Source organism: Motiliproteus sediminis, from assembly GCF_017912535.1.
GTDB lineage: Bacteria > Pseudomonadota > Gammaproteobacteria > Pseudomonadales > Balneatricaceae > Motiliproteus > Motiliproteus sediminis.
Window position 1 is genome coordinate 251,554 of record NZ_JAERQK010000003.1, and the last position, 20,507, is coordinate 272,060.

Annotated in this window: 24 protein-coding genes; 5 read left to right on the forward strand and 19 right to left on the reverse strand. The window is 62.4% G+C overall.

Annotated features, from left to right (window positions below; genetic code table 11):
• Position 1 precedes the first annotated feature (1 nt).
• The 6 genes from rimK to JJQ76_RS08085 all read right to left on the reverse strand — a co-directional run bounded on the left by rimK (position 2) and on the right by JJQ76_RS08085 (position 5,277).
• Positions 2-913 (reverse strand): 30S ribosomal protein S6--L-glutamate ligase, encoded by a 912-nt coding sequence (gene rimK, locus JJQ76_RS08060; RefSeq protein WP_210396254.1) that lies wholly within the window; start codon positions 911-913, stop codon positions 2-4.
• Positions 914-962: 49 nt separating this feature from the next.
• Positions 963-1,403: an ATP-dependent zinc protease family protein gene (locus JJQ76_RS08065; RefSeq protein WP_210396255.1), complete on the reverse strand. Its 441-nt coding sequence runs from the start codon at positions 1,401-1,403 to the stop codon at positions 963-965.
• Entirely contained in the window at positions 1,396-1,755 is a 360-nt protein-coding gene (locus tag JJQ76_RS08070; RefSeq protein WP_210396256.1) for a MaoP family protein, read from the reverse strand. Before JJQ76_RS08070 ends, JJQ76_RS08065 begins: the two co-directional genes overlap by 8 nt.
• Positions 1,756-1,856: 101 nt before the next feature.
• Positions 1,857-3,272, reverse strand: coding sequence for a GGDEF domain-containing protein (locus JJQ76_RS08075; protein WP_210396257.1), 1,416 nt, complete (start codon positions 3,270-3,272; stop codon positions 1,857-1,859).
• The gene (locus JJQ76_RS08080) at positions 3,269-4,387 is read right to left on the reverse strand and encodes an HD domain-containing phosphohydrolase (RefSeq protein WP_210396258.1); all 1,119 of its coding nucleotides are present in this window, start codon (positions 4,385-4,387) and stop codon (positions 3,269-3,271) included. Before JJQ76_RS08080 ends, JJQ76_RS08075 begins: the two co-directional genes overlap by 4 nt.
• A 125-nt stretch (positions 4,388-4,512) precedes the next feature.
• Positions 4,513-5,277: an META domain-containing protein gene (locus JJQ76_RS08085; protein ID WP_210396259.1), complete on the reverse strand. Its 765-nt coding sequence runs from the start codon at positions 5,275-5,277 to the stop codon at positions 4,513-4,515.
• Between the two features lie 188 nt (positions 5,278-5,465).
• On the opposite strand from JJQ76_RS08085, the gene JJQ76_RS08090 reads away from it, so the two are divergent.
• Complete coding sequence (locus JJQ76_RS08090) at positions 5,466-6,560, forward strand: M14 family zinc carboxypeptidase (RefSeq protein ID WP_246480478.1); 1,095 nt, start codon at positions 5,466-5,468, stop codon at positions 6,558-6,560.
• The gene (locus tag JJQ76_RS08095; RefSeq protein ID WP_210396260.1) at positions 6,557-7,318 is read left to right on the forward strand and encodes an alpha/beta fold hydrolase; all 762 of its coding nucleotides are present in this window, start codon (positions 6,557-6,559) and stop codon (positions 7,316-7,318) included. The genes JJQ76_RS08090 and JJQ76_RS08095 overlap by 4 nt, the downstream gene beginning before the upstream one ends.
• Here JJQ76_RS08095 and JJQ76_RS08100 read toward each other — a convergent pair.
• The 9 genes from JJQ76_RS08100 to JJQ76_RS08140 all read right to left on the reverse strand — a co-directional run bounded on the left by JJQ76_RS08100 (position 7,302) and on the right by JJQ76_RS08140 (position 12,474).
• A complete protein-coding gene (locus JJQ76_RS08100; RefSeq protein WP_210396261.1) occupies positions 7,302-7,595 on the reverse strand; it encodes a hypothetical protein in 294 nt (97 codons plus the stop codon). The genes JJQ76_RS08095 and JJQ76_RS08100 overlap by 17 nt on opposite strands.
• On the reverse strand, positions 7,592-8,191 hold the full coding sequence (locus JJQ76_RS08105) for a YigZ family protein (protein WP_210396262.1): 600 nt from the start codon (positions 8,189-8,191) through the stop codon (positions 7,592-7,594). Before JJQ76_RS08105 ends, JJQ76_RS08100 begins: the two co-directional genes overlap by 4 nt.
• Positions 8,192-8,294: 103 nt before the next feature.
• On the reverse strand, positions 8,295-8,717 hold the full coding sequence (locus JJQ76_RS08110) for a GFA family protein (RefSeq protein WP_210396263.1): 423 nt from the start codon (positions 8,715-8,717) through the stop codon (positions 8,295-8,297).
• 3 nt (positions 8,718-8,720) lie between these two features.
• The gene (locus JJQ76_RS08115) at positions 8,721-9,128 is read right to left on the reverse strand and encodes a VOC family protein (RefSeq protein WP_210396264.1); all 408 of its coding nucleotides are present in this window, start codon (positions 9,126-9,128) and stop codon (positions 8,721-8,723) included.
• Between the two features lie 8 nt (positions 9,129-9,136).
• Positions 9,137-9,763: a LysE family translocator gene (locus tag JJQ76_RS08120; protein ID WP_210396265.1), complete on the reverse strand. Its 627-nt coding sequence runs from the start codon at positions 9,761-9,763 to the stop codon at positions 9,137-9,139.
• Positions 9,764-9,781: 18 nt separating this feature from the next.
• On the reverse strand, positions 9,782-10,267 hold the full coding sequence (locus tag JJQ76_RS08125) for a hypothetical protein (protein ID WP_210396266.1): 486 nt from the start codon (positions 10,265-10,267) through the stop codon (positions 9,782-9,784).
• Positions 10,267-11,049 carry an SDR family oxidoreductase gene (locus JJQ76_RS08130; RefSeq protein WP_210396267.1) on the reverse strand — a complete coding sequence of 261 codons (783 nt, stop codon included), beginning with the start codon at positions 11,047-11,049 and terminating at the stop codon, positions 10,267-10,269. Before JJQ76_RS08130 ends, JJQ76_RS08125 begins: the two co-directional genes overlap by 1 nt.
• 141 nt (positions 11,050-11,190) lie before the next feature.
• Positions 11,191-11,712 (reverse strand): 3'-5' exonuclease, encoded by a 522-nt coding sequence (locus JJQ76_RS08135; RefSeq protein WP_210396268.1) that lies wholly within the window; start codon positions 11,710-11,712, stop codon positions 11,191-11,193.
• Positions 11,713-11,979: 267 nt separating this feature from the next.
• On the reverse strand, positions 11,980-12,474 hold the full coding sequence (locus JJQ76_RS08140; RefSeq protein WP_210396269.1) for a GNAT family N-acetyltransferase: 495 nt from the start codon (positions 12,472-12,474) through the stop codon (positions 11,980-11,982).
• A 120-nt stretch (positions 12,475-12,594) separates the two neighbouring features.
• Between JJQ76_RS08140 and JJQ76_RS08145 the strand changes: the two genes are divergently transcribed.
• The gene (locus tag JJQ76_RS08145) at positions 12,595-13,290 is read left to right on the forward strand and encodes a zinc-dependent peptidase (protein WP_210396270.1); all 696 of its coding nucleotides are present in this window, start codon (positions 12,595-12,597) and stop codon (positions 13,288-13,290) included.
• A gap of 4 nt (positions 13,291-13,294) precedes the next feature.
• On the opposite strand, the gene JJQ76_RS08150 is transcribed toward JJQ76_RS08145, so the two are convergent.
• Both JJQ76_RS08150 and JJQ76_RS08155 read right to left on the reverse strand, forming a co-directional pair.
• The gene (locus JJQ76_RS08150; protein WP_210396271.1) at positions 13,295-14,458 is read right to left on the reverse strand and encodes a phosphoglycerate dehydrogenase; all 1,164 of its coding nucleotides are present in this window, start codon (positions 14,456-14,458) and stop codon (positions 13,295-13,297) included.
• A gap of 130 nt (positions 14,459-14,588) precedes the next feature.
• Positions 14,589-15,707 (reverse strand): phosphoserine transaminase, encoded by a 1,119-nt coding sequence (locus JJQ76_RS08155; protein ID WP_343232498.1) that lies wholly within the window; start codon positions 15,705-15,707, stop codon positions 14,589-14,591.
• A gap of 127 nt (positions 15,708-15,834) precedes the next feature.
• Between JJQ76_RS08155 and JJQ76_RS08160 the strand changes: the two genes are divergently transcribed.
• Both JJQ76_RS08160 and JJQ76_RS08165 read left to right on the forward strand, forming a co-directional pair.
• Positions 15,835-16,044, forward strand: coding sequence for a hypothetical protein (locus JJQ76_RS08160; protein WP_210396273.1), 210 nt, complete (start codon positions 15,835-15,837; stop codon positions 16,042-16,044).
• Between the two features lie 124 nt (positions 16,045-16,168).
• A complete protein-coding gene (locus JJQ76_RS08165; RefSeq protein WP_210396274.1) occupies positions 16,169-18,136 on the forward strand; it encodes a methyl-accepting chemotaxis protein in 1,968 nt (655 codons plus the stop codon).
• A 57-nt stretch (positions 18,137-18,193) separates the two neighbouring features.
• On the opposite strand, the gene JJQ76_RS08170 is transcribed toward JJQ76_RS08165, so the two are convergent.
• Both JJQ76_RS08170 and JJQ76_RS08175 read right to left on the reverse strand, forming a co-directional pair.
• The gene (locus tag JJQ76_RS08170) at positions 18,194-18,757 is read right to left on the reverse strand and encodes a hypothetical protein (protein WP_210396275.1); all 564 of its coding nucleotides are present in this window, start codon (positions 18,755-18,757) and stop codon (positions 18,194-18,196) included.
• 173 nt (positions 18,758-18,930) lie between these two features.
• Positions 18,931-20,280, reverse strand: a complete 1,350-nt coding sequence (locus tag JJQ76_RS08175; protein WP_210396276.1) for a (Fe-S)-binding protein — start codon at positions 20,278-20,280, stop codon at positions 18,931-18,933.
• Positions 20,281-20,507 lie beyond the last annotated feature (227 nt).

The window sequence follows — 20,507 nt, forward strand, 5'->3', positions numbered from 1 at the left end:
TTTAGCCTTTTCCTCGGGTGCGCGACTTATTGACGCGGGCGTGGGCGTTCTTCTCGATAAAACGGATGATAGCCCCGGCGACATCCTTGCCGGTGGCTGTTTCCACGCCTTCCAGTCCCGGACTGGAGTTGACCTCCATGATCAGGGGGCCGCGCGCCGAGCGTAGCAGGTCGACACCGGCCACATTAAGCCCCATGGTGCGGGCTGCTTTGACCGCGATGGCGCGTTCTTCCGGAGTGATGCGCACCAGCGAGGCGCTGCCACCCCGGTGCAGATTGGAACGGAACTCACCTTCCGGGGCCTGGCGCTTCATTGCCGCGATTACCCGGTCGCCGATCACAAAACAGCGAATATCGGCACCGCCGGCCTCCTTGATGAACTCCTGTACCATGATGTTGGCCTTGAGGCCCATAAAAGCCTGCAATACGCTTTCCGCTGCCTTGCTGGTTTCTGCCAGTACCACGCCGATCCCCTGGGTTCCCTCCAGCAGTTTGAGTACCAGAGGCGGTTGGCCGATCATGCTGATCAGGTCGGGAATATCTCCGGGCTTGTTGGCAAAGCCGGTGCGCGGCATGTCGATCCCTTTACGCGACAGCAGCTGCATGGAGCGCAGCTTGTCACGCGAACGGCTGATGGCGACCGATTCATTCAGGGGATAGACGCCCATCATCTCGAACTGGCGCAGCACCGCGGTGCCGTAAAAGGTGACCGATGCGCCGATACGGGGAACGATGGCATCGTATCCGGTCAGGTTTTCACCTTTGTAGTGGATCGCCGAGGTGCGGGCATTGATATCCATGTAGCAGCGCAGGGCGTCGATGACGCGCACCTCATGGCCGCGATCTCGGCCAGCTTCCACCAACCGGCGGGTGGAGTACAGGGATGGGTTACGGGACAAAATGCCGATCTTCATGGAATCAACCTGAATGGAATGGGGGGAGTGGGTTCTAGTATGAACCCGATTAGCGCGGCTCGCCGAGCAGATAGGATTCTGCCGGCGCAACCAGATAATCCGACTTGAGCGCGGTGCGGCCCAATAGCATGCGGAATTTCATTGAATCTCTGTTGGTAAGCGTCACCTCAACCGATATGCGTCGCTCACCGAGGTGTACTTCGGTCAGTATGACCGGGCGGACCTCTTCATGACCGCCGGAATCGCGCACCTTGCGGCGGTCATGAACCGCTGCTTCGCAGATCACGGTGCGGGTTTCGTCGTTCTGGTGGGGATGGATGCCGAAGCGCACCCACGCCTTGCCATCGCGGGTAAAGGGTTCCACGAAGTAAGCGTGCAGCGCCGAGGAGCGTGCACCGGTATCCACTTTCACCTTGAGTCGTTCGATCCCTAACTGCGGGAGTGCTACCCACTCCCGCCAGCCGATAGCCTGAGGCTGGGCCTCAGTCATCATCGAAATCGTCAAAATCGTCGCCGGAGTTGGTCGCCGGTCGCGAATCACCCACGGTGTAGAAATGCTTGTCCTTCTGGCATACCCGGGTGTAACGCTCCCAGGCTTTCTCGTATACCGTCGCTGCCGGATGTGCGCCACGGCAGAAGGCAACAAAGGTGTGTTCTTCCTCAGTGACCGGGGCGCGTTCACCCGTGGCCAGCTGCTTCATCGCCCAGCCGTGAGCCACCAAGGCAGCGGATTGCGCCGGAGTGAACTCGCCGCTACGGTCGAATCCATAGGGAAAGTTGTCGTCGTCGCGGAATTTTCGGTCGCTAAAGAAACTGCTGAATTGCTGTTGGGCTGTGGCCATGTGGTACCTCCACTGCGTTCAACGGGGGGTCAAAGTTGTGTGGAGTATGGGTAAGGGGGGGGAGTGGGTAAAACAAAAAAATCTTATCGACAGAATAAAATTTACCCACCAGTTCCAGCGGAATTTTCTTTGCTCAGGGTAGCGACTTCGATCCGGTTTCGTCCCCGGTCTTTGGCGTGGTACAGCGCTTCGTCAGCGAGTTTGATCAATGTGTCGGGCGACTGATGCGCTTTGGCCCGCAAGGTTGCACAGCCGATAGAGAGCGTCAGTTGCGTGCGATCTGGTGCTCCCTGATGGGGTATCTGGGCTTGCTCGATCGCCAGACGGCAGCGCTCGGCCAGCTCCTGTGCGCTTTCGTCGGTACTGGGCAGGATGACGGCAAACTCCTCGCCGCCGAAGCGGGCCAGCAAGTCCCGGGGGCGGGCGATGCTGTTGCTGAGTAGCTGTGCCACTTTTGCCAGACAGTCATCGCCGGCATCGTGGCCATAGTGGTCGTTGAAGCGTTTGAAATGATCGATGTCGATCAGCAGCAGGCTGATCGGCTCCTGGGAGCGGCGGGAAGCCTGCCATTCGCGCGCCAGGCACTGATCGAACTGACGGCGGTTGGCGATGCCGGTCAGGGCGTCGGTGAGCGACAGTCGTTCCATCTCCCGGCGCAAGCGCACCTGGCTGCTCAGATAAAGGGTCACCAGCAGGGTCAGGGCGATACCAAACAACGCAGTCAGCCAGCCGGTCATGGTTTGGCGCTGGTCAAAGTAACTCTGCAGCGGCATCACCCGTGCGCGCAGCGGGATGTGGGCCGGGTTCTCAAGTACGGTCTCGTAATACAGTCCGGAGCGGGTTTTGGGCAGCTGGTTACCCGGCCAGCGGAAGCTGCGTTGGCCCAGATTGGCGGATTCGATCGTCAGCTCGATCAGGGCGCCTCTGAGCGGCACCTGGCCCACGGCGTTTTCGAGCAGAGCCGGTATATCCAACAACGCCACAATCAGGCCGAAACTGTCCTGCTCGACCGAGTGGGTGCGGGTCAGGGTGATCTGCTGCTCATCGCCCACCGGATTTTTAACCGACAGCACCTGGGTCAGCTGTTCACCGGCCAATACCGGACGGGCGCTTTGCAGGAAGTCCGGCACCAGTGCCAGATCGTGCCCCAGCCAGCTGCTGTAGCGCTTGACCGGCTCCACCAGCATGACCGGCAAACTGAGCCGCCCCTGATGCTGCTCCAGGCGCGCCCAGGCGATACCGTTCAGGAGCGGGCTTTGGGTATGGAAACGCTGAAAAATATGGCGCAGGGACTCGCCGTCGGGTTCGCTCTCTTCAACCACGATGCGAACGTAGTCAACCACCGCAAAGCCCTCGTTGATCTGCAGGTTGACTGCCGCCACTTTCTCTTTCGCGGTTACCAGAAACTGGGCTTCGAGGCGTTCGCTCTCCAGTTCATAAACCCAGGTGCCGGTGGCGATGCTGAGCAGAATACCAACGGTGAGTACGGTATAAACCGAGCGCGATTTCGATATCATCGGCGGTCGCGGTCCGTGGGGGGCAGTTCGGCGTGTTCGTCGGGAGCGAAACGCGAGCGGATCAGCTCGGCGTCTTCCAGCCGCTTGATGAATGCATCAACGCAGTGGGGGTCGAGCTTGACTCCCCGCATCGCGAGCATCAGCTCAACCGCCTGGTCAGTGCTGAGACGGTCCTTGTAGGGGCGTTCGCTGGTGAGCGCGTCATACACGTCGGCGGTGGCAACGATCCGCGCTTCCACCGGGATCTCATCGCCGCTGATGCCATGGGGGTAGCCGCTACCATCCCAGTTCTCGTGGTGCAGCTCGATGATGTTGCGCAGCATGGCGATGTAGTCCAGCGATTCCAACGCGTGATTACGGATCAGGTGGTCCACCAGTGTGCGACCGCGACTGGTGTGGGTTTTCATCACCTCGAATTCGTCCGCCGTCAGCTTGCCCGGCTTCAGCAGTATCTGGTCGGGAACGCTGATCTTACCGATGTCGTGCATCGCCGAAAACTGCACCAGATGCTCGATAAACTCATCATCGAGGTTAAAGTGCGTCGCCACCTCGCAGGCGATCAGGCGGGTAAATCCAGCGATCCGTTTGAGGTGCTCGCCGGTTTCCGGGTTGCGTTCATGGGTAACCTCAATAGCGGACTTCATGGTGGCCTGAAGGGTGTTGACTTCGGTCCGCTCCTGCACGATCAGCAACGAAATGGCATAGGCGGCGATCTCCAGCTGCGGAATCTGGAAGCGGGAAAAGCAGTTAGGCTGATCGGCGTTGAAAAACACAAAGCCGAGCAACTGGTCATTGTTGTGCATGGGCACCGTCAAACTGCTGCGATAACCGGCCTTGATCAGCGCTCTGGTGTGTTCCGACGGGTGTTCGGCGAAGGTGGTCAGGTCCTGAACCAGGCGTGCCTGACCGCGGACGGCAAGCTGTTGCAGCGAGGGGACCTCCTGCAGTGATGCACTGTAATGCAGCAGTGGACTCTTGATGTCGCTGCTGTAGGCGTAGGTGGTCACCAGACCGGTGGCATCATCATACAGGGCTACCGCTACCCGGGTGAGGTGCGGCTGTTGTTCTCTAAGCGTCTTGTGCAGATCCTGCAGGCGCTGGCTGAGTTTAGTCATCAATAAACGCTCGGGGAGCATGGACATCCCTGTGTTCATGTTATGCATGTTTTAGTGACGGCTGCAGCGTTACTCCGTTGATGCCGCGGCAGGTTTTACTGTAGCAGCGGGCGCTCGGCTTGGCACTACTGCTCAGCCGCCGGCGCACTAAAACGCATCAGAGCCTGACCCTGGTCATTCAACAGCGTGAGCTGGCCAGCGGTGATCCGCCAGGCTGCCACTTTATTGAGTAGTTGCAGCATACGGTCTTCCACCTGCATGGTGGCCGGGTCGCACATCATTCGCGTGCCCATCAGCGCACCGAACTGCAGTGCGGGCGTGCCCAGTCTGGCACTTCCGGCAAAGGCGTTGCAGCCGGAATGACCATTGACGCGGCCCTCCTCTGCGTTCAGTTGCATAAAGGGCTGCCGCTCCAGCGCTGGTAGCGGCTCGCCCTGTAACTGGCTCAGAATCCAACGGGTGGGAACCAGCTCTGCCGGAGGTACCGGCTTTACCGCCACCAACTGCAGCTTGAGCTGACGGTCCTGACCCGCCGTCAGCACCGGGTAGTGGCGGTCGGTAATGAACAGCAACCGGCCTTCATGAATGATCCGGGCACTGACACTGTAACGGTGGCGCGAATCCACTGTCTTGGCCGGCACATCCAGGCTGAAGGGTTGGTTGGCTTCGGGCGCCTCTATGGCCAGGGTGGCAAGGGTTTGGGCTTTGGCATCGGCAAGGCTGGTATCCTGAACCTTGATCTCCAGCACAGTGCCCACACCCAGCGGCGTGTCGAGAGGGGTGACGGCTGAACCACTGACGCGGATGTCGTTAGGCGCACAGGCGGTAAGGAATAGCAGGCCGGCGCATAGTGTCAGTAGCCGGCGGCCGACGGATAGCGGGTGCAACATGTGAATCTCCTGGTTAAACGGGGCTTGGGCAGATGATGAACAGGTGGAACAGGTGACGATCCAAGCCCCGACCTATGGATGCCAAAAACCGGCATCGGTTCCCCACCGGGATGATTGTCGTCAAACTGTAACCCACTGTGGTGGCATATTTTCTAGACTGCCATCAATATCTTGACGTTGATGCAACCATGCCCCGCGATTCCGCTAACCCGACGGTCTCCCGCAGCGCCTCTGGCGTGAGCGCGGGCATGTGGGCGCTGACCGGGCGTGGCAGCAGCCAGCGCCTTCCCGAACTGGCGCAGCTGGAGTCTCTTTGCCTCCGTTACCCGGAGCGCCTGCAGGTCTGCAGCCTGACCTCTATCGCCGACGGTGACGATTGCTGGCCCTGGCCCCGACTGGAGCTGGGTGACGGCGCTCCCGTGCGGCCTACGCTGCTGTTTGTCGGCGGGGTTCACGGTCTGGAACGGATCGGTACCCAGCTACTGCTCAGCTACCTGGCGTCGTTGCTGGAGCGGAGTGGCTGGGACCGTCATCTGCGCCAGTTGTTGGAGGCGGTGCGGGTGGTGTTTCTGCCGCTGGTCAATCCTGCCGGAATGGCCCGTGGCTGGCGCAGCAATGGCCAGGGGGTTGACCTGATGCGCAACGCACCGCTGGACGCGGAGACCCGCGCGACCCCCTGGCTGGGCGGACAGCGCCTCTCACCTCGCTTGCTGTGGTATCGCGGCCAGGCCGACGCTCCGATGGAAGCGGAAGCACAAACGCTGGTGGCCGAAGTGCGCGCCATTCAGAGCCGGAGCCCGTTCACGCTGGTCCTGGACTGCCACTCCGGCTTCGGGGTGCGCGACCACCTCTGGTTTCCCTTTGCCGGTCGGGCCCGCCCTCCCGCGCGGCTGTCCGAGTTTGCCGCGCTGGCGCAGCTGTTTGATCGTGGTTACCCCCATCACCCCTACGTTGTTGAGCCTCAGCATCGTAACTACATGACTCACGGCGATCTGTGGGATTACCTCTACCTTGAGAACGAGGCCCATCAAGGGCCGCCGCTGCTGCCGTTTACGCTGGAGATGGGTTCCTGGAGCTGGGTCAAGAAAAACCCGCGGCAGCTGTTCAGCGTGCCGGGGTTGTTCAATCCGGTGGTGGAGCACCGCCTCAAACGCACGCTAAGGCGGCACCTGCTGCTGCTCGACTTCCTGTTGGCCGCGGCAGCCTCCTGGCAAGAGTGGCAGCCGCAGGGCGAGCAGAGGCAACAGCTCGAGCGTGCCGCACTGGAACGGTGGTACCGATGAGTAGCGGCCCGGAATGGTTGTTATTGCGTGGGTTGGGACGCCAGCCTCTGCACTGGGGGGATTTCCCGTCGCAGCTATCCGTGGCCCTTGACGGCGCGTCGGTGTGTTGCGCTGCTTTCCCCGGTAGTGGTGACCGCTACCGGCAACCCTCGCCGATCGCGGTAGATGGTTACGTCGATGGATTGCGCAGTGGGCTGCCGTCGGCGCCCCGCGTGTTGGTCGGGCTTTCCATGGGGGGGATGGTGGCGCTCAACTGGGCGTGCCGCTTTCCGCAAGAGGTGCAAGGGGTGGTATTGATCAACAGCAGTCTGGCGGCATTGTCGCCAGTCTGGCAGCGGTTGCGCCCACTGGCGGCGCTGGCGCTGTTGGGGGGCTGGTTATTGCCATCGCGGTGGCGTGAACCGCTGGTGTTCGACCTCACCTGCGCCGACCGTCGCCGGCGAGCGGTAACGGTGGCCTACTGGCAGCAGCTGCAACGGTGCCAGCCCGTTTCCCGTCTCAACCTGCTGCGCCAACTGCTAGCCGCCCGTTCCGGCGGCTCGCTGCCGCAAGCGAACCAGCCGCTACTGGTGTTGGCCAGCGGTGGCGACCGAATGGTCAGCGCCCGTTGTTCGCAGGCGCTGGCTGGCTCTTTGGGAGGGCATCTGGAGCTGCATCCCTGGGCCGGGCACGATCTGCCGCACGACGACGCCGGCTGGGTGACGGCGGCGATCAAAGGCTGGTGGCTGGCAGCGGCTGGCGTTAGAGCAGTTGATTGAGTTCCATCACCCGATGGATCTTGCGAGCACGGCGTGCCAGCCGAGAGATGTCACCCAGCCGTGGCTGTTCGCCTCGGGCCAGGCGGTGCTGCCACTCGTCCAGTTCGGTATCAATAAATTCCAGCAGCTTCTTGGGACAGCCGCTGCAGGGGCCGTTGCATAGCTCTGCCTGGGGCAAGTCGAAGGGGAGTGTCAGACGTATCTCATCAATCAGGCGCTGCATCGCCTCCCGGGTGGACGGTTTGCAGGGTTTGCTCCGGGTTGTTGCGCCGCTCATGGCGTTGTCTCCACCCCGTGGGCGCGGCAGAAGGTCGACCATTGCTCAAGGTGGCGTTCGGGCAGGATCAGGGCTACGCAAACCCGCTCGGCATAGTCGATCTGCACCACGCTCCCCTGGTGCTGCTGCAGCCAGTAACGCAGCCGTTGTTCCTGGGCAAAGTCGAGCCGGGCGGTGAGGTTGCAGCAGGGCTCGGTCTGTTCCAGCCGCAGGGCGTCAAGCGCTTGACCTGCCGCCTGCCCATAGGCGCGCACCAGACCGCCAGCCCCCAGTTTGATGCCGCCGAAGTAACGGATCACGATCACCATAAGGTCGCCAATTCCGCGGTGGCTGATTACGTTTAGAATCGGTTTGCCGGCGGTGCCGCTGGGTTCTCCGTCGTCGCTCATGGCAGCCGACTGCGGACAGGCCGGATCACCCAGCTGGTAGGCCCAGCAGTGATGCCGGGCATCGGCAAACTCCAGCCGCGCCTGTGCCAGCAGCGCCATCGCCTGTTCGCGATCACTGCAGGGGAGCGCCCGGGCGATAAAACGACTTTTCCTGACCTCGGTTTCCACCTCGGCAGCAGCGACAGGGACGGGGTAGGGCTGGGACATCGAACGGCGAATCAGCTGAGCAAAAAGCCATTGTCGTTGCTTTGCTGCTGACTGTACAGGGCAGCAGTGAGCCGGCGGCTAAACAGGTTGCCGCCGGAATCGGTCAACCCTGATCGGGGTAGATGGCGAAGCGCGGGCAGCTTTCATCGACGGCCTGGTCGTACCAGTCGCACCGGTCCTCCCAGAAGATATGGTCCTGTGGTGCACAGGGAACCGGGTCGGTCAGGCCGCCCGCCGGAATGGTGAGCAACTTGCCGTTGCGGGCGAGGCAGGGCACCGGCGAGCCGCAATGGGTGCAGAAGCAGCGAGAGAAAAAACGCGCTTCCGGCAGGTCGAAACGGCGGCACGCCGTCTCCCCCTGCAACCATTCGATCGCGTCAGGGTCGGCGAACAGGTTGGCGGCATGGGCGCTGCCGGTGGAGCGCTGGCAGCGGCTGCAGTGGCAGAGGTGAAACTGGTGCAGCGGTGGCTTGATCCGGTAGCGAACCTGACCGCACAGGCATTGACCGTTGAGGGCTTCAGCCATGATCTACTCCTTGCTGTTGGTTGGGCGCCGAACATAATCCGGGTGCCATACCAGCTCCCAGATGAATCCGTCCGGATCGCGGAGGTATCCGCGGTAGCCGCCCCAGGGCGGCGCTGCCGGCGAGCGCAGAGATTTGGCTCCGGCTCGGAGTGCCTGTGCGAGCAGCTGGTCCACCGCCCCCTTGGAGGGCAGGTTCAGCGACAGGCTGTTATGGCCGGCGCGTGGCTCCGGGGCCGCCGCACCGGTCTCCTGCGCCAGCGCGGGGTAGAGTGCCAGCCGCACCCCGCCGAGGTCAAAGAACGCCAATTGCTCGTTGGCGCGGACCAGGTTGAGGCCGAGGCCGTCGCGGTAAAATCCGACGGAGCGGGCCAGATCAGCCACCCCGAGCGTGACGTAACTCAGCTCGCCCATGGCCATCCTTAGCCCTCGCGCGTACTGGCCAGCAGGCGCAGTGACAGGCCCAGAAACAGGGTGCCGGCCAGGCGCTGCAGCAGACGCTGGATTGTCGCTGAACCCTGCAGCCGCTCGCCAGCCATGCCCGCGCCCCAAGCGATGGCACCGAACACCGCCAGGGTGGTGAGGATAAACAGTAACCCCAAAGTCAGCAGCTGCGCCTGCGCTTCGCCCCGGGTGGGGTCGGCAAACTGGGGCAGAAAAGCGAGAAAAAACAGCGCTACCTTAGGGTTGCTGATATTCATCAGGATGCCGCGCCGATAGAGTTGCCGGGGACTCAGAGGAGTGACCGCCGGAGATTCGCTGTGGCCGGCCCGGAAGGCTTGCCGGGCCAGGTACAGCAGGTAACCGGCGCCCAGTATTTTGAGCAGCATGAAGGCGGTGGCCGAGGTTGCCAGCAGTGCGGCGACCCCGAGCGTAACCGCCAGGGTATGGACGACCAGACCGCTGCACAGCCCCAGCGTCACCCATAAACCGGCGTGGCGGCCTTGCTGGAGCGACTGGGCCAGCACGTAAAGGTTGTCGGGCCCCGGCACCAGCCCCATCAGCAGCGCGGCAGCGGTAAATCCAAGTAGAGTGTCCAGTGGTAGCATGACGCCCCCGTCTTATGTTCAGTCCAGATCCCAGATGGCTACCGCCTGCAACAGCTGGTCGCCGAGACCGTCGTTGTCGAGCTGGTCCAGATGGTACTCCAGCAGCCAGATCAGAAAGCGCACCACCAGCGCGCGTTGAGCGGGGGTACATGCGGCGACCAGGGTGTTGTTTTCGCCATCGCCGAGCAGATGGAAGAGCAACTGATCGAGGTAATAGTCTGCGGCGAGGGTCGATGCTGCCAGCCGGATCATGGCCGGCAGATAGTAGCGTTTGCCCTCGGGGCTGGCAAAAGTGATCGGGTCCCAGCTGGGCGAACACAGCTGGGCCGCGCCGATGCTGTGCACGTCGAAGCGGCGCAGCGTGTCATCATGCTCAGCGCATTCGTCGCAGTGGCGGTAGTCGGTAAAGTGCGCCGGTTTCGGCACTGCAAACGCGCCCAGCGCCTGCTGAAACCAGTCATCGGGAGTGAGTTGTACTCCTTCGTGAACGGGGGTGTTCATCATCAGCGGCCACCGCCTGCGTCGATAAAACTGCCGGTTACGTAGCTGGCCTGGTCTGACAGCAACCAGACTACTGCCGCGGCGATCTCCGCGGCGCTGCCGCCACGCCCCATCGGCAACTGCGGGGCCAGACGCGCCACCCGTCCCGGCTCACCCCCGCTGGCATGGATCTCGGTGTCGATGATGCCGGGGCGTACCGCGTTGACCCGAATACCTTCGCCGGCAACCTCTTTGGACAAGCCGATGGTCAAACTATCGACCGCGCCCTTGGAAGCGGCATAATCGACATACTCCTGAGGCGCTCCCAGACGTGCGGCGATGGAGGAGAGGTTGACGATGGCACCGCCCTGGCCGCCGAACCGGGTCGACATCCGTTTAATCGCTTCGCGGCAACAGAGCAGGGTACCGGTAACGTTCACCGCCAGTATGGCGTTGATGCGCTCGGCGTCCATCTCGGTCACTCGGGCCTGAGGACGCAGGATACCGGCGTTGTTGACCAGAGCGTCGAGTCGATTCCAGCGCTGGTCGACGGCGCGAAACAGCGCCTCGACCTCGCTCTCACGGCTGACGTCAGCCTGCAGGGTGATCGCTTCGCCACCCGCGGCACGGATCGCACCGGCGACCTGGTTGGCTGCGCTGCGCTGCTGGCGATAGTTGATCGCGACTCGGTAGCCTCGGGCTGCCAGCAGTTGTGCAGTGGCGGCACCGATGCCGCGGCCTGCCCCGGTCACCAGGGCAACGGGAGCGGTCTTGCGGTCAGGGGCAGAGGTTGGGACTGTAACCATGGTGTTGGTTCCGCTAGATGGCAGCGAGCAGCATAGCAAACAGCGCCGCCATTAACCTGACGGATGCATGACGTGATTGAGGGTAAGCTGGACTCCAGGGGGGCGCCAGCGGCAATGGGTGATTGCCTTGGCGGGGTGCTGTCAGGCGCTGCGCGGGGTGGAGGAGACCGTCATCGCGCGGGTGCGCAGGTAGGTTTGCTGCACGATCAGGGCGTCGTGACTGGCGCGGTGGCGGGTAACCGCCAGCTCGCGGGTAATGTCGGCTTTGACCCTATGCCAGATCTCCATCTGCGCTTCACTGAGGATCATCTCCAGAGCGCTGATGGCAAACTGCGGCGCCATACCGGCGGCGGCAAACAGGGTGATCAGCCAGGGCTTGTCCACGACCCAGCCGTCGCTGTAGACGGTGCAGCCTTTGAGGCGACGATTGATCCGAGCGGCTACCTGGCGCACCGGGTGGCCGTGGTCGAGCAGGGTTTGGCGGCTGATGCCATGCACCGATTCTGCCTGCTCGCTCCAGTGCGCCCAGTAGCGCTCCGGTGTGATCAGGGTGCTGAAGCGCTCTTCCGGCTCCAGTGCCAGACCGACCTCGATCGGGTAGCTGTGGGGGCCGAAGCCGGAGGCTTCGATATCGATGATGTAGGGGTGTGGGGGTTGCCGCATTACTGTTCCGGTTAGCAACGGTCCATGGCCCCGCTGCTGCTGTCTGAAAGTCGCTGCCGAGGGTAACGGTTGCCGGTTTACAGGTCACTAGGTGATATTCGGTAAGTGATCATTTCCTGATCAGGGTCAACCCGGGGTGCGGAAGGCGGCGATGCTGTGGACTCCCGCGGGCGTCCCCGTGTTTGCAGGCTGGGCGGTCACCGCCATGTGACTGGCGGGTGAGTGGGGCTCGTTGGCAGGGGGAGTATGTAGGTCAGAGTATGCAGGTCAGAGCTGCTTCAGCATCCAGACGTCACAACCCCCATGAATCGATTCGCCCAGCGGAGCATCCAGCGGCTGAAAACCGAGTTGGCGATAGAGGGCAATGGCGGTGGTCATCGAGGCCAGCGTGTCCAGATAGCAGCGGCGGAAACCGGCCTCGCGGGCGAAAGCGAGGCAGCGTTCGCTGAGTGCTCGCCCGATCCCGCGCCCTCTGGCCTCGGGCAACAGAAACAGCTTTTTCAGTTCACACAGGCTCGCACTGCTGTCCAGAGGTGCAATCCCGCCACCGCCGACCACCCGGCCGTCCAGCAGGGCGATGAAATAGGCGCTGTGGTCATCGCGACCATAGTGACGGTGCATCGCCGCCACCTCGGCATCGCCGGGGCCGAACCCTTCGCCGACCGCACCGAACTCGGCGCCGACCTGGCGGATGATCTGTGCCACGGCGGCGGCATGTTCGGCGCGGATAGGAAGGATGTCGATGGTTTGGCTGTTGTTCATGGTGGCTCCTGGCTGGGCCTGCCAGTATAGTGCTGTCGTTTGCGCGGGTCAGCCCCCGTGGCTGGGCCTGAGGGGTAAAATGGGCGACACTGAAAACCGCTGCCTGGGGAGTTGAAGCCGTTGATTTCGCTGTTCGGAGAATCCGCCGCCGGCCCCGATGCCGGATTGATCGAATCGGTACTGCGGGCCGATATGGCGCTGTTCGAGCTGCTGCCGATAACGGTGCAAGCGGAGCTGGTGCGGTTCGTGCCCGACTTTCTCAGGGGTAAGACCTTCTACGGTTGTAACGGTCTTCAGGTAACCGAGGCGCAGAAGATTCTGGTCGCCGGGCTGGCGGCGTTGGCCGGGCGTACCCAGCCGGTGGGTTTCTTCCGCACGACCCGCTGGATTCTGCTCTATCCCGACCTGGCTGATCTGGACGGCCAGGCCTTTGACTGCTCCAAGGTGGTCCTAGCGTGGGCGCCGCTGCTGGCGGAAAGCCAGCAGGTTCATTACTGCCAGAATCTGGGCGTTCACGAGTTTACCCACGTGATGGACCAGTTGCTGGGGATCAGTGGTGGCAGCGCGGCCCAGCGTGACGGCCTGGCGGCGCTGCAGCAGCAGTTGCTGGTGGACGAAGCAACCCTGCTTGACGATCACGCCGCCGAAGGGCCGGAGGAGTTTCTGGCCGCGGCGGCCGAGGCGTTCTTCAGTGCACCGCTGGAGCTGGCGGCAGAATATCCCGATCTCTATCCGGAGCTGGTGCAGCTGTTTGGAATCGACATGGGGCAGATCCTGGGGCCCTGGCCTGAGGCAGACGATCAGGGCCCCGCTTAGCCGATCAGTTGATCACCCGCAGGTTGATCACCTCATCGATGGCGCCGAGTGCCGCCAGCGAGCTGTCGCAGGGGCACTCGGCCAGGTCGATGATGTTATAGGCGATATCGTCGCGGCTCTTGTTGAGCATGTCGACGATATTGATCTCGTGTTCGGCGATGATCGCGGTGATCTGGTTCAGCACCTTGGGGACGTTGCGATTGGTGATGGTCAGCCGTACCGGGGTGGTTCGCGGCAGGCCGATCTGGGGGAAGTTGACCGAGTTGCGGATGTTGCCGTTTTCCAGAAAGTCCATCAGCTGGTCTGCCACCATGATGGCGCAGTTCTCCTCCGCTTCACCGGTGCTGGCGCCAATGTGCGGCATCTGCAGCATCTTGGGGTGGCGCAGGGTGTCGTTGGCGGGAAAGTCTGAGACGTAGCGGTGGATGCGATTTTCATCGAGTGCGCGGGTGACCGCGTCCCGGTCGACGATCTCGCCACGGGCGAAGTTGAGCAGCACCAGCGACGATTTGGCACCGGCGAGCAGATTGTCGTTGATCAACCCCTTGGTTGCCTCCAGTGCCGGCAGATGCAGGCTGATGTAGTCAGCACGACCGAACAGACTGTTGAGGTTGTCCATCTTCTCGACATCGCTGGACAGCCGCCAGGCCGCCTCGACGCTGATGGCGGGGTCGTAGCCGATCACTTTCATCCCCAGCGCCAGACCCATGTTGGCTACCAGCGAGCCGATGTTGCCCAGCCCCACCACGCCCAGTGTCTTGCCGGTCAGCTCGGTGCCGGCAAAACGCTTTTTCTCCTTTTCCAGCAGCGGATCAAGGCCCTCTTGCGGTTCCAGACTGTCGACGAACTTCATCCCCTGATAGATGTCGCGTGAGCCCAGCAACATGCCGGCCAGCACCAGCTCCTTGACGGCGTTGGCGTTGGCGCCAGGTGCGTTGAACACCACGATACCCTGCTCGTTGCAGCGTTCCAGCGGCACGTTGTTGACCCCGGCGCCGGCGCGGCCGATCGCCTTGAGACAGTTCGGGAAGTCGATCTCGTGCAGCTTCTGGCTACGGATCAGAAAGGCGTCTGGCTGCGGTAGCTCGCTGGCAATTTCATAGCGGTCACGGGGAAAACGATCCAGTCCCTTGACGGAGATGGCGTTATAGGTGCGAATCTTGTACATGGCGTCCGGTTCCTGATTATTATGCGGCGTTGTCTCCCTTCTGCACGGCAGGAGGTGACAACGCTTGGGGTGTATCTGATCAGGCTGCTACCGACTCACAGGCCGTCCGCGGACGGTAGCAGCAAGTGGTTTAGCCCTTGACCTGCTCGTAGCCCCAGGCCAGCCAGGGCAGCAGTGCTTCCACGTCGCGGGTGGCCACGGTGCCGCCGCACCAGATGCGCAGGCCCGCCGGTGCGTCCTTGTAGGAGCCGATGTCGTAGGCTACGCCTTCGCTGTCCAGCAACTTGACCAGCGCCTTGACCTGATCCGCCGCCAGATCCAAAGACAGGCAGACACTGGTGCTGGAGCGCAGGCAGGCGTCCGCAGCCAGGAAACTGAACCCCTCGTGCTGATCAACAAAGGCTTCAATCGCTTGCAGGTTGGCCTCACTGGTGGCGATCAGCTGGTTAACTCCGCCCAGCTCGCGAACCCAGTTGAGGGCATCGATGTAGTCCGCCACGCACAGCATGGAGGGGGTGTTGATGGTAGCGCCTTCAAAGATCCCCTCGATCAGCTTGCCGCCCTTGGTCATGCGGAAGATCTTCGGCAACGGCCAGCTGGGGGTGTAGCTTTCCAGCCGCTCCACCGCACGCGGGCTCAGAATCAGGATGCCGTGGGCGCCTTCGCCCCCCAGCACCTTCTGCCAGCTGAAGGTCACTACGTCGAGTTTCTCCCAGGGCATCTCCATGGCGAAGACGGCCGAGGTGGCGTCACAGATGGTCAGGCCCTGACGGTCATCGCTGATCCAGTCACCGTTGGGAACGCGCACACCGGAGGTAGTACCGTTCCAGGTAAATACGATGTCATGGTCCGGGTTGGTCTGGGTCAGATCCGGGAGTTGGCCGTAGTCGGCAGAGAGCAGGTTGCACTCCAGCTTGAGCTGCTTGGTGATGTCGGTGTGCCAGCCGGCGCCGAAGGACTCCCAGGCACAAACATCGATGGGGCGCGCGCCCAACAGGCTCCACAGCGCCATTTCAACCGCGCCGGTATCGGATGCGGGCACGATACCCACGCGGTAATCGGCGGGCAGTCCCAGTAGCTCCTTGGTGTCGTCAATCGCCTGTTTCAGCGTGGCTTTACCCAACGCAGAGCGATGCGAGCGCCCCAGGGTGGACAGCTCCAGCTTGGAGACGTCATAGCCCGGACGTTTGCTGCAGGGGCCGGATGAAAAATTGGGGTTTTGCGGTTTAACAGTGGGACGTGTCGGCACGCGGCTATCCTCAGTCATGTGGCAGTGCGAAAAAAAGTGCTCCGAAGTTACCAGAAACCGGCCATGGTCACAAAATGCTCATGGTCTATGCTTGATGGATTCACTTAACAGAAGGGAGTTCGTCGCCATGAATCAGGCCGTTACTTGGCTCGGCAACGGTGCCGGTGCCGTGGGAGTCCTGTTTTGCGTTATTGCGGGTCTGGTCCGGATCAGCGGTAATTACTGGTTGTGGGGTATGGACGCCATGACCGTGTTTACCGCCGGGGTTGGTCTGATGGTGTTTGCCTGCCTGGCTAAACTGCAGCTGTTAACCCAGGGGCAGGCGCCCAATCCCTGATCTTGATCAGAAGTTTTTCAGTTTTTGCTAATTTAAGCCCGCGTCCTATTGGGCGCGGCTCCCTCCCGATCTAACCTGAACAGTGCCACCTGCGGTGGCGTTGTTCAAACCAGGGAGCGGTATCATGAATAGATTCAGCGCGCGGCAGATCGTGCTATCGGCTGTCGCCATCATCGCCTTGTTAATGGCGTCTCTGTTTTATCTCAATTATTCGCTGTTTCAGCAGCTTCATCAGTTGGTCGAAAAAGAGCGGGCGCTGTCGCAGGCCAGCGAGATCTTCCACACCACCCGTTACCACGTGGTGCAGATTCAGCAGTTTCTGACGGACGTGGGAGCCACCGCTGACGAAGGCGGTTTTGACGAAGCGGAGGCCAACCTGACGGCGGTGCGGCAGCGGATGGAGGCGCTGTCTGCGCTCAATCCCGACTATCGTCCCGCCGCGGAGCGGGTGACCGCCGGCAGTGAACGGTTGCACGAGGTGGGGGTGCGGATGGCGCGCGCGTACATCGACCAGGGGCAGCAGGCCGGTAATCAGATCATGAAAGCCCCCGGAGTCGGTTTGGATGATGCCTCGGCAGCGCTGGCCGCCGAGCTCGCGGCGCTGGCTGAACAGGTGGAGCCGCAGCGTCAGGCGGCCTCCGATCTGCTGGACTCCGCCTCCCAGGATGCGGTGGGCAGCGCGGTGTTCTTCGGTCTGTTGGTGACCGTTATGCTGATGCTCGCCCTAGCGCTGGTGTACTTCAAACTGATACCGCCGCTGCGGCGGCTGTCGGACACCATGACCCGGCTCGCTTCCGGCAGTGCCGATCTGGCGGTGCAGCTGGATGCTACCGGCAAGGACGAGATATCGCAGGTGGCGTCGAGCTTTAACCGCTTCGTCGATCTTATCCACCGGCTAATCCGGCAGGTGGCCATGACCACCGGTGAACTGGGTCAGTCGGGTGACCAGATGTCCGGTGCATCGCAGCGCACGCTGGATCAGATGGGGCGCTTGAGCGCCACCACTGAACAGATGGTCAGCGCGATCGAATCGATGTCGCAGACCGTTGCCAGCATCAATGCCAACGCCGACCGCGCCGCCGAGTCAGCGGGTGAGGCCGACCGCGAAGCGGCGGCCGGGCAGCAGGTGGTGGCTGAGACCACCGAGACCATTTCACGGCTTTCCGGGCAGGTGTCCCAGGCCGCCGAGGTGATTGGCAAACTGCACGCTGACGCCGAAAACATTGGTGGCATCCTTGATGTGATCCGGGCCATCGCCGACCAGACCAATCTGCTCGCCCTTAATGCTGCCATTGAGGCCGCCCGCGCCGGCGAGCAGGGGCGTGGCTTTGCGGTGGTTGCGGACGAGGTGCGCAGCCTGGCACAAAAGACCCAGGATTCCACCACCGAAATCCAGACCATGATCGATTCGCTGCAGGGCGCAGCGCAGCAAGCGGTGGACGTGATGGAGCAGGGGCGGTCAGAAGCGGAGCAGAGTGTCCTGCAGGCGCGGCGGGCCAATGACTCGTTGCAGTCGATTACCGCGGCGGTGAGCGTTATTCGCGAGATGAACGCCGGCATCGCCGCAGCATCCGCAGACCAGCACCAGGTAGCCGGCAGCATCAGCACCAATGTCAGCGATATCGCCCAGGTCGCGGCGCAAACCATGGATCAGGCCCATGAAGGCGTCGAGGTAAGTACCCGCATCGGTGATCTGCTGGCGCAGCTCAACATCCAGGTTAAGCAGTTCCGCTTCTCCAACGATCATGGTCTTGATCTGTCGGCCGCCAAGACCGCACATCTGGCCTGGAAATCACGCCTGCGCGGATTTCTGGATGGTCAGGAATCCCTCAGTGTGGAGCAGGCGGTGTCCCATCAACACTGCGACTTCGGCAACTGGTACTACGGTGAGGGCGTCGCGGAGTACGGCCATCATCAGGCGTTTCAGGCGATTGAGGCGCCGCACGCCGAGCTGCACCGTTTGATCCGGGATATTGTCGAACTGCGCAACCGTGGGCAGCAGCAGGAAGCCGAAAGGGAGTACGCCAAAGTGGGAGCGCTGTCCTCGCATATTGTTGAGATGATCAACCGGCTGGAGCAGCAGGCGGGGTAACGATGAGGTCCCCGCCGGCTTGCTGCTGCCGGCGGGGACTGAGGTCTGGCGGCAGGATCAGAGTGCGCCGCGCTCGACCCGCTTGATGTCGGCCGTATGGGTCAGGGCCTGGTCAAAGCTGAGGGGCTCGCCCTTGGCTTTGTAGCTGCCCAGCCCGTTAAACAGGATCATCACCTTTTCGCCTGACCCTTTCTTTTTCAGGTCGGCCTTGTCCAGCCCGGCCACGTCCATCAGTTCGTTCCAGACCACCCCTTCCTGCATCGGAATCAGAGCAAAGTTGCAGCCGTTAAACTCCACCTGCATCGGGGTTGTGGCGTTGACCACATAGATGATGGCCAGCGTTTCCGGCGTCAGCGCGTCGTGGTACATCTCGACCAGTGCGGGCAGATCTTGCAGCCGATCGAGCGAGCCGGCCAGCAGCTTGAGATGGTCACCCTGGGACAGCAGGATGGTCTGCTCCATCACGATGCCGGGCGTTTTGCGGTTGCCGGCGGAATCGCCGGCTTCCGCTTCAACCAGCGCCAGACGGCCGCGAAAACCGAGAGTGTCCGGCTTGCCCGCTTCCTGCACAAAAGCGATGTTGAGCAACAGGCCGCGCTCTTCGAACTGCTTGATGATCATTGAAATCTCCTTGATTGATGAGGTTTGCAAACAGCAGAGCAAAAAAGGGGCCAGCGATAATCTGCGCTAACTGACTGTATTGGCGTGGCTTGTTGGCAGCTCTTGCTGTCCAAATACGACAATATCGCCGGCAATCTTACGCATTGTCGGCTTGCTGACAGAGAATCCGGTGGCTATTCGCCGGGCGGCAGTGCCTGACTGAGCAGCTCTACCAAGTGTGCCGTTGGGGTGGCTGCCCGCTGGCGGTGCCGGTGGCGGCAACTGAAGCCGTTGCGCAGGGTCAGCGGTGCCTCGGGGGCGCGTGCGGCTTCACTCTGCTGCCACAGGGTGTCGCTGAGGGGCTGCTGTTCCGCTTCCAGCCCCACATGGCCAGCCATGCCGCAACAGCCGCTATCCACCAGGGTGAAACGCAGTCCAGCCACGCTCTGCAGCACCCGACGGGTGGCGCGCATGGCACCGAAGGCGCGCTGGTGGCAGTGGGGCGACACGTCCAGTTCGGTATCGAGGGCAAAGGCCAGCGCCCAGCGTCCGGAGCGCTGTTCGCGGGCGATAAACTCCTCCAGCAGCAGGCTGTTGGCGGCGAGGGTTTCAGCCGCTTGCCCCAGTCCCAGAGCTCGATACTCATCACGCAGGGTCAGCAGGCAAGAGGGTTCGAGTCCCACCAGTGGCACGCCACGCTCCACATAGGGGCCAACCGCTTGCAGCATCCGCCGGGCTTCGTCACGGGCCTCATCGACCCAGCCCTGTGACAGGTAGGTACGGCCGCAGCAGAGCGGGCGATCCGGTTCGGCGTCGCCCGCCGCCGGGGCGGCGATGGCGACACGATAACCTGCCCGCTGCAGCAGTTGCAGGCAGGTATCGAGCAGTTGCGGCTCAAAATGATGGCCAAAGGTGTCGGCCAGCAACAACAGATCGCACTGCTCCGGTGTGCGGCGATAAGCCGCGTACTTGTCGAAGGGTTGCAGCGCGGGTTGCGGCAACGGCTCGTCGGCGGCAATGCCCAACCAACGCTGACCCAGCTGCGCCAGCCAGCGCGAGCTGTTGCGCCAGCGGATCAGACTTTTGAACAGCGGCCGGTAGTGCAACCAGTGGGGCAGGGTGGCGAACAGATGGGCGCGCAGTCGCCTGCCTGCAGGCATGGGGAGATGGCGCCGCTGGGCCAGATACTCGATCTTGATCCGTGCCATGTCGACGGCGTTTTCGCACTCGCGCCGACAGCCTTTGCAGCTGACGCAGCTGTCCATCGCCGCACTCAGGCCGGCAGGCAGTTCAGCGGCAAACCCCGCAGGTTGATTAAGCAACTGCTTGAGCAGTTCGACCCGCCCGCCGGGGGAGAGCCGTTTGTCGCCGCTGGCACGAAAACTGGGGCACATCAGACCGCGGTCGCCCGGTTGCTGGCACAGGCCGCTTTTGATGCACACCGCTACCGCCTTGCCGTAGTCACCGCCATGTTTGGGGATGTCGGCGTAGGCATCACCCATGCCGGCGTCGGTATAGTCGCTCCAGTCCAGTGCTGTCTTCATGTTTGCCTCGTACTGCGCTGCAGAAGATGTTGCTCATCACTGCAGAAATGCAAGAACGGGTCCGCTGTGCGCTAGCAGTGAGCGATGCTGCCCTCGATAACCGACACGCCGCCTGTGTTGCGGCTTGCAGCGGCGGATGGGGGCAAGCCTGCTGGCGGACCGCTGCGCCCAGGCTCGGTAGCACCACCACCAATGTGACAAAAGCGACAGTGACAAGCGCGACCAAC

Bases quoted from the DNA above. Each gene is read 5' to 3' on its own strand.
- rimK (WP_210396254.1), bottom strand. From the start codon at position 913: ATGAAGATCGGCATTTTGTCCCGTAACCCATCCCTGTACTCCACCCGC.
- JJQ76_RS08065 (WP_210396255.1), bottom strand. From the start codon at position 1,403: ATGACTGAGGCCCAGCCTCAGGCTATCGGCTGGCGGGAGTGGGTAGCA.
- JJQ76_RS08070 (WP_210396256.1), bottom strand. From the start codon at position 1,755: ATGGCCACAGCCCAACAGCAATTCAGCAGTTTCTTTAGCGACCGAAAA.
- JJQ76_RS08075 (WP_210396257.1), bottom strand. From the start codon at position 3,272: ATGATATCGAAATCGCGCTCGGTTTATACCGTACTCACCGTTGGTATT.
- JJQ76_RS08080 (WP_210396258.1), bottom strand. From the start codon at position 4,387: ATGACTAAACTCAGCCAGCGCCTGCAGGATCTGCACAAGACGCTTAGA.
- JJQ76_RS08085 (WP_210396259.1), bottom strand. From the start codon at position 5,277: ATGTTGCACCCGCTATCCGTCGGCCGCCGGCTACTGACACTATGCGCC.
- JJQ76_RS08090 (WP_246480478.1), top strand. From the start codon at position 5,466: ATGCCCCGCGATTCCGCTAACCCGACGGTCTCCCGCAGCGCCTCTGGC.
- JJQ76_RS08095 (WP_210396260.1), top strand. From the start codon at position 6,557: ATGAGTAGCGGCCCGGAATGGTTGTTATTGCGTGGGTTGGGACGCCAG.
- JJQ76_RS08100 (WP_210396261.1), bottom strand. From the start codon at position 7,595: ATGAGCGGCGCAACAACCCGGAGCAAACCCTGCAAACCGTCCACCCGG.
- JJQ76_RS08105 (WP_210396262.1), bottom strand. From the start codon at position 8,191: ATGTCCCAGCCCTACCCCGTCCCTGTCGCTGCTGCCGAGGTGGAAACC.
- JJQ76_RS08110 (WP_210396263.1), bottom strand. From the start codon at position 8,717: ATGGCTGAAGCCCTCAACGGTCAATGCCTGTGCGGTCAGGTTCGCTAC.
- JJQ76_RS08115 (WP_210396264.1), bottom strand. From the start codon at position 9,128: ATGGGCGAGCTGAGTTACGTCACGCTCGGGGTGGCTGATCTGGCCCGC.
- JJQ76_RS08120 (WP_210396265.1), bottom strand. From the start codon at position 9,763: ATGCTACCACTGGACACTCTACTTGGATTTACCGCTGCCGCGCTGCTG.
- JJQ76_RS08125 (WP_210396266.1), bottom strand. From the start codon at position 10,267: ATGATGAACACCCCCGTTCACGAAGGAGTACAACTCACTCCCGATGAC.
- JJQ76_RS08130 (WP_210396267.1), bottom strand. From the start codon at position 11,049: ATGGTTACAGTCCCAACCTCTGCCCCTGACCGCAAGACCGCTCCCGTT.
- JJQ76_RS08135 (WP_210396268.1), bottom strand. From the start codon at position 11,712: ATGCGGCAACCCCCACACCCCTACATCATCGATATCGAAGCCTCCGGC.
- JJQ76_RS08140 (WP_210396269.1), bottom strand. From the start codon at position 12,474: ATGAACAACAGCCAAACCATCGACATCCTTCCTATCCGCGCCGAACAT.
- JJQ76_RS08150 (WP_210396271.1), bottom strand. From the start codon at position 14,458: ATGTACAAGATTCGCACCTATAACGCCATCTCCGTCAAGGGACTGGAT.
- JJQ76_RS08160 (WP_210396273.1), top strand. From the start codon at position 15,835: ATGAATCAGGCCGTTACTTGGCTCGGCAACGGTGCCGGTGCCGTGGGA.
- JJQ76_RS08165 (WP_210396274.1), top strand. From the start codon at position 16,169: ATGAATAGATTCAGCGCGCGGCAGATCGTGCTATCGGCTGTCGCCATC.
- JJQ76_RS08170 (WP_210396275.1), bottom strand. From the start codon at position 18,757: ATGATCATCAAGCAGTTCGAAGAGCGCGGCCTGTTGCTCAACATCGCT.
- JJQ76_RS08175 (WP_210396276.1), bottom strand. From the start codon at position 20,280: ATGAAGACAGCACTGGACTGGAGCGACTATACCGACGCCGGCATGGGT.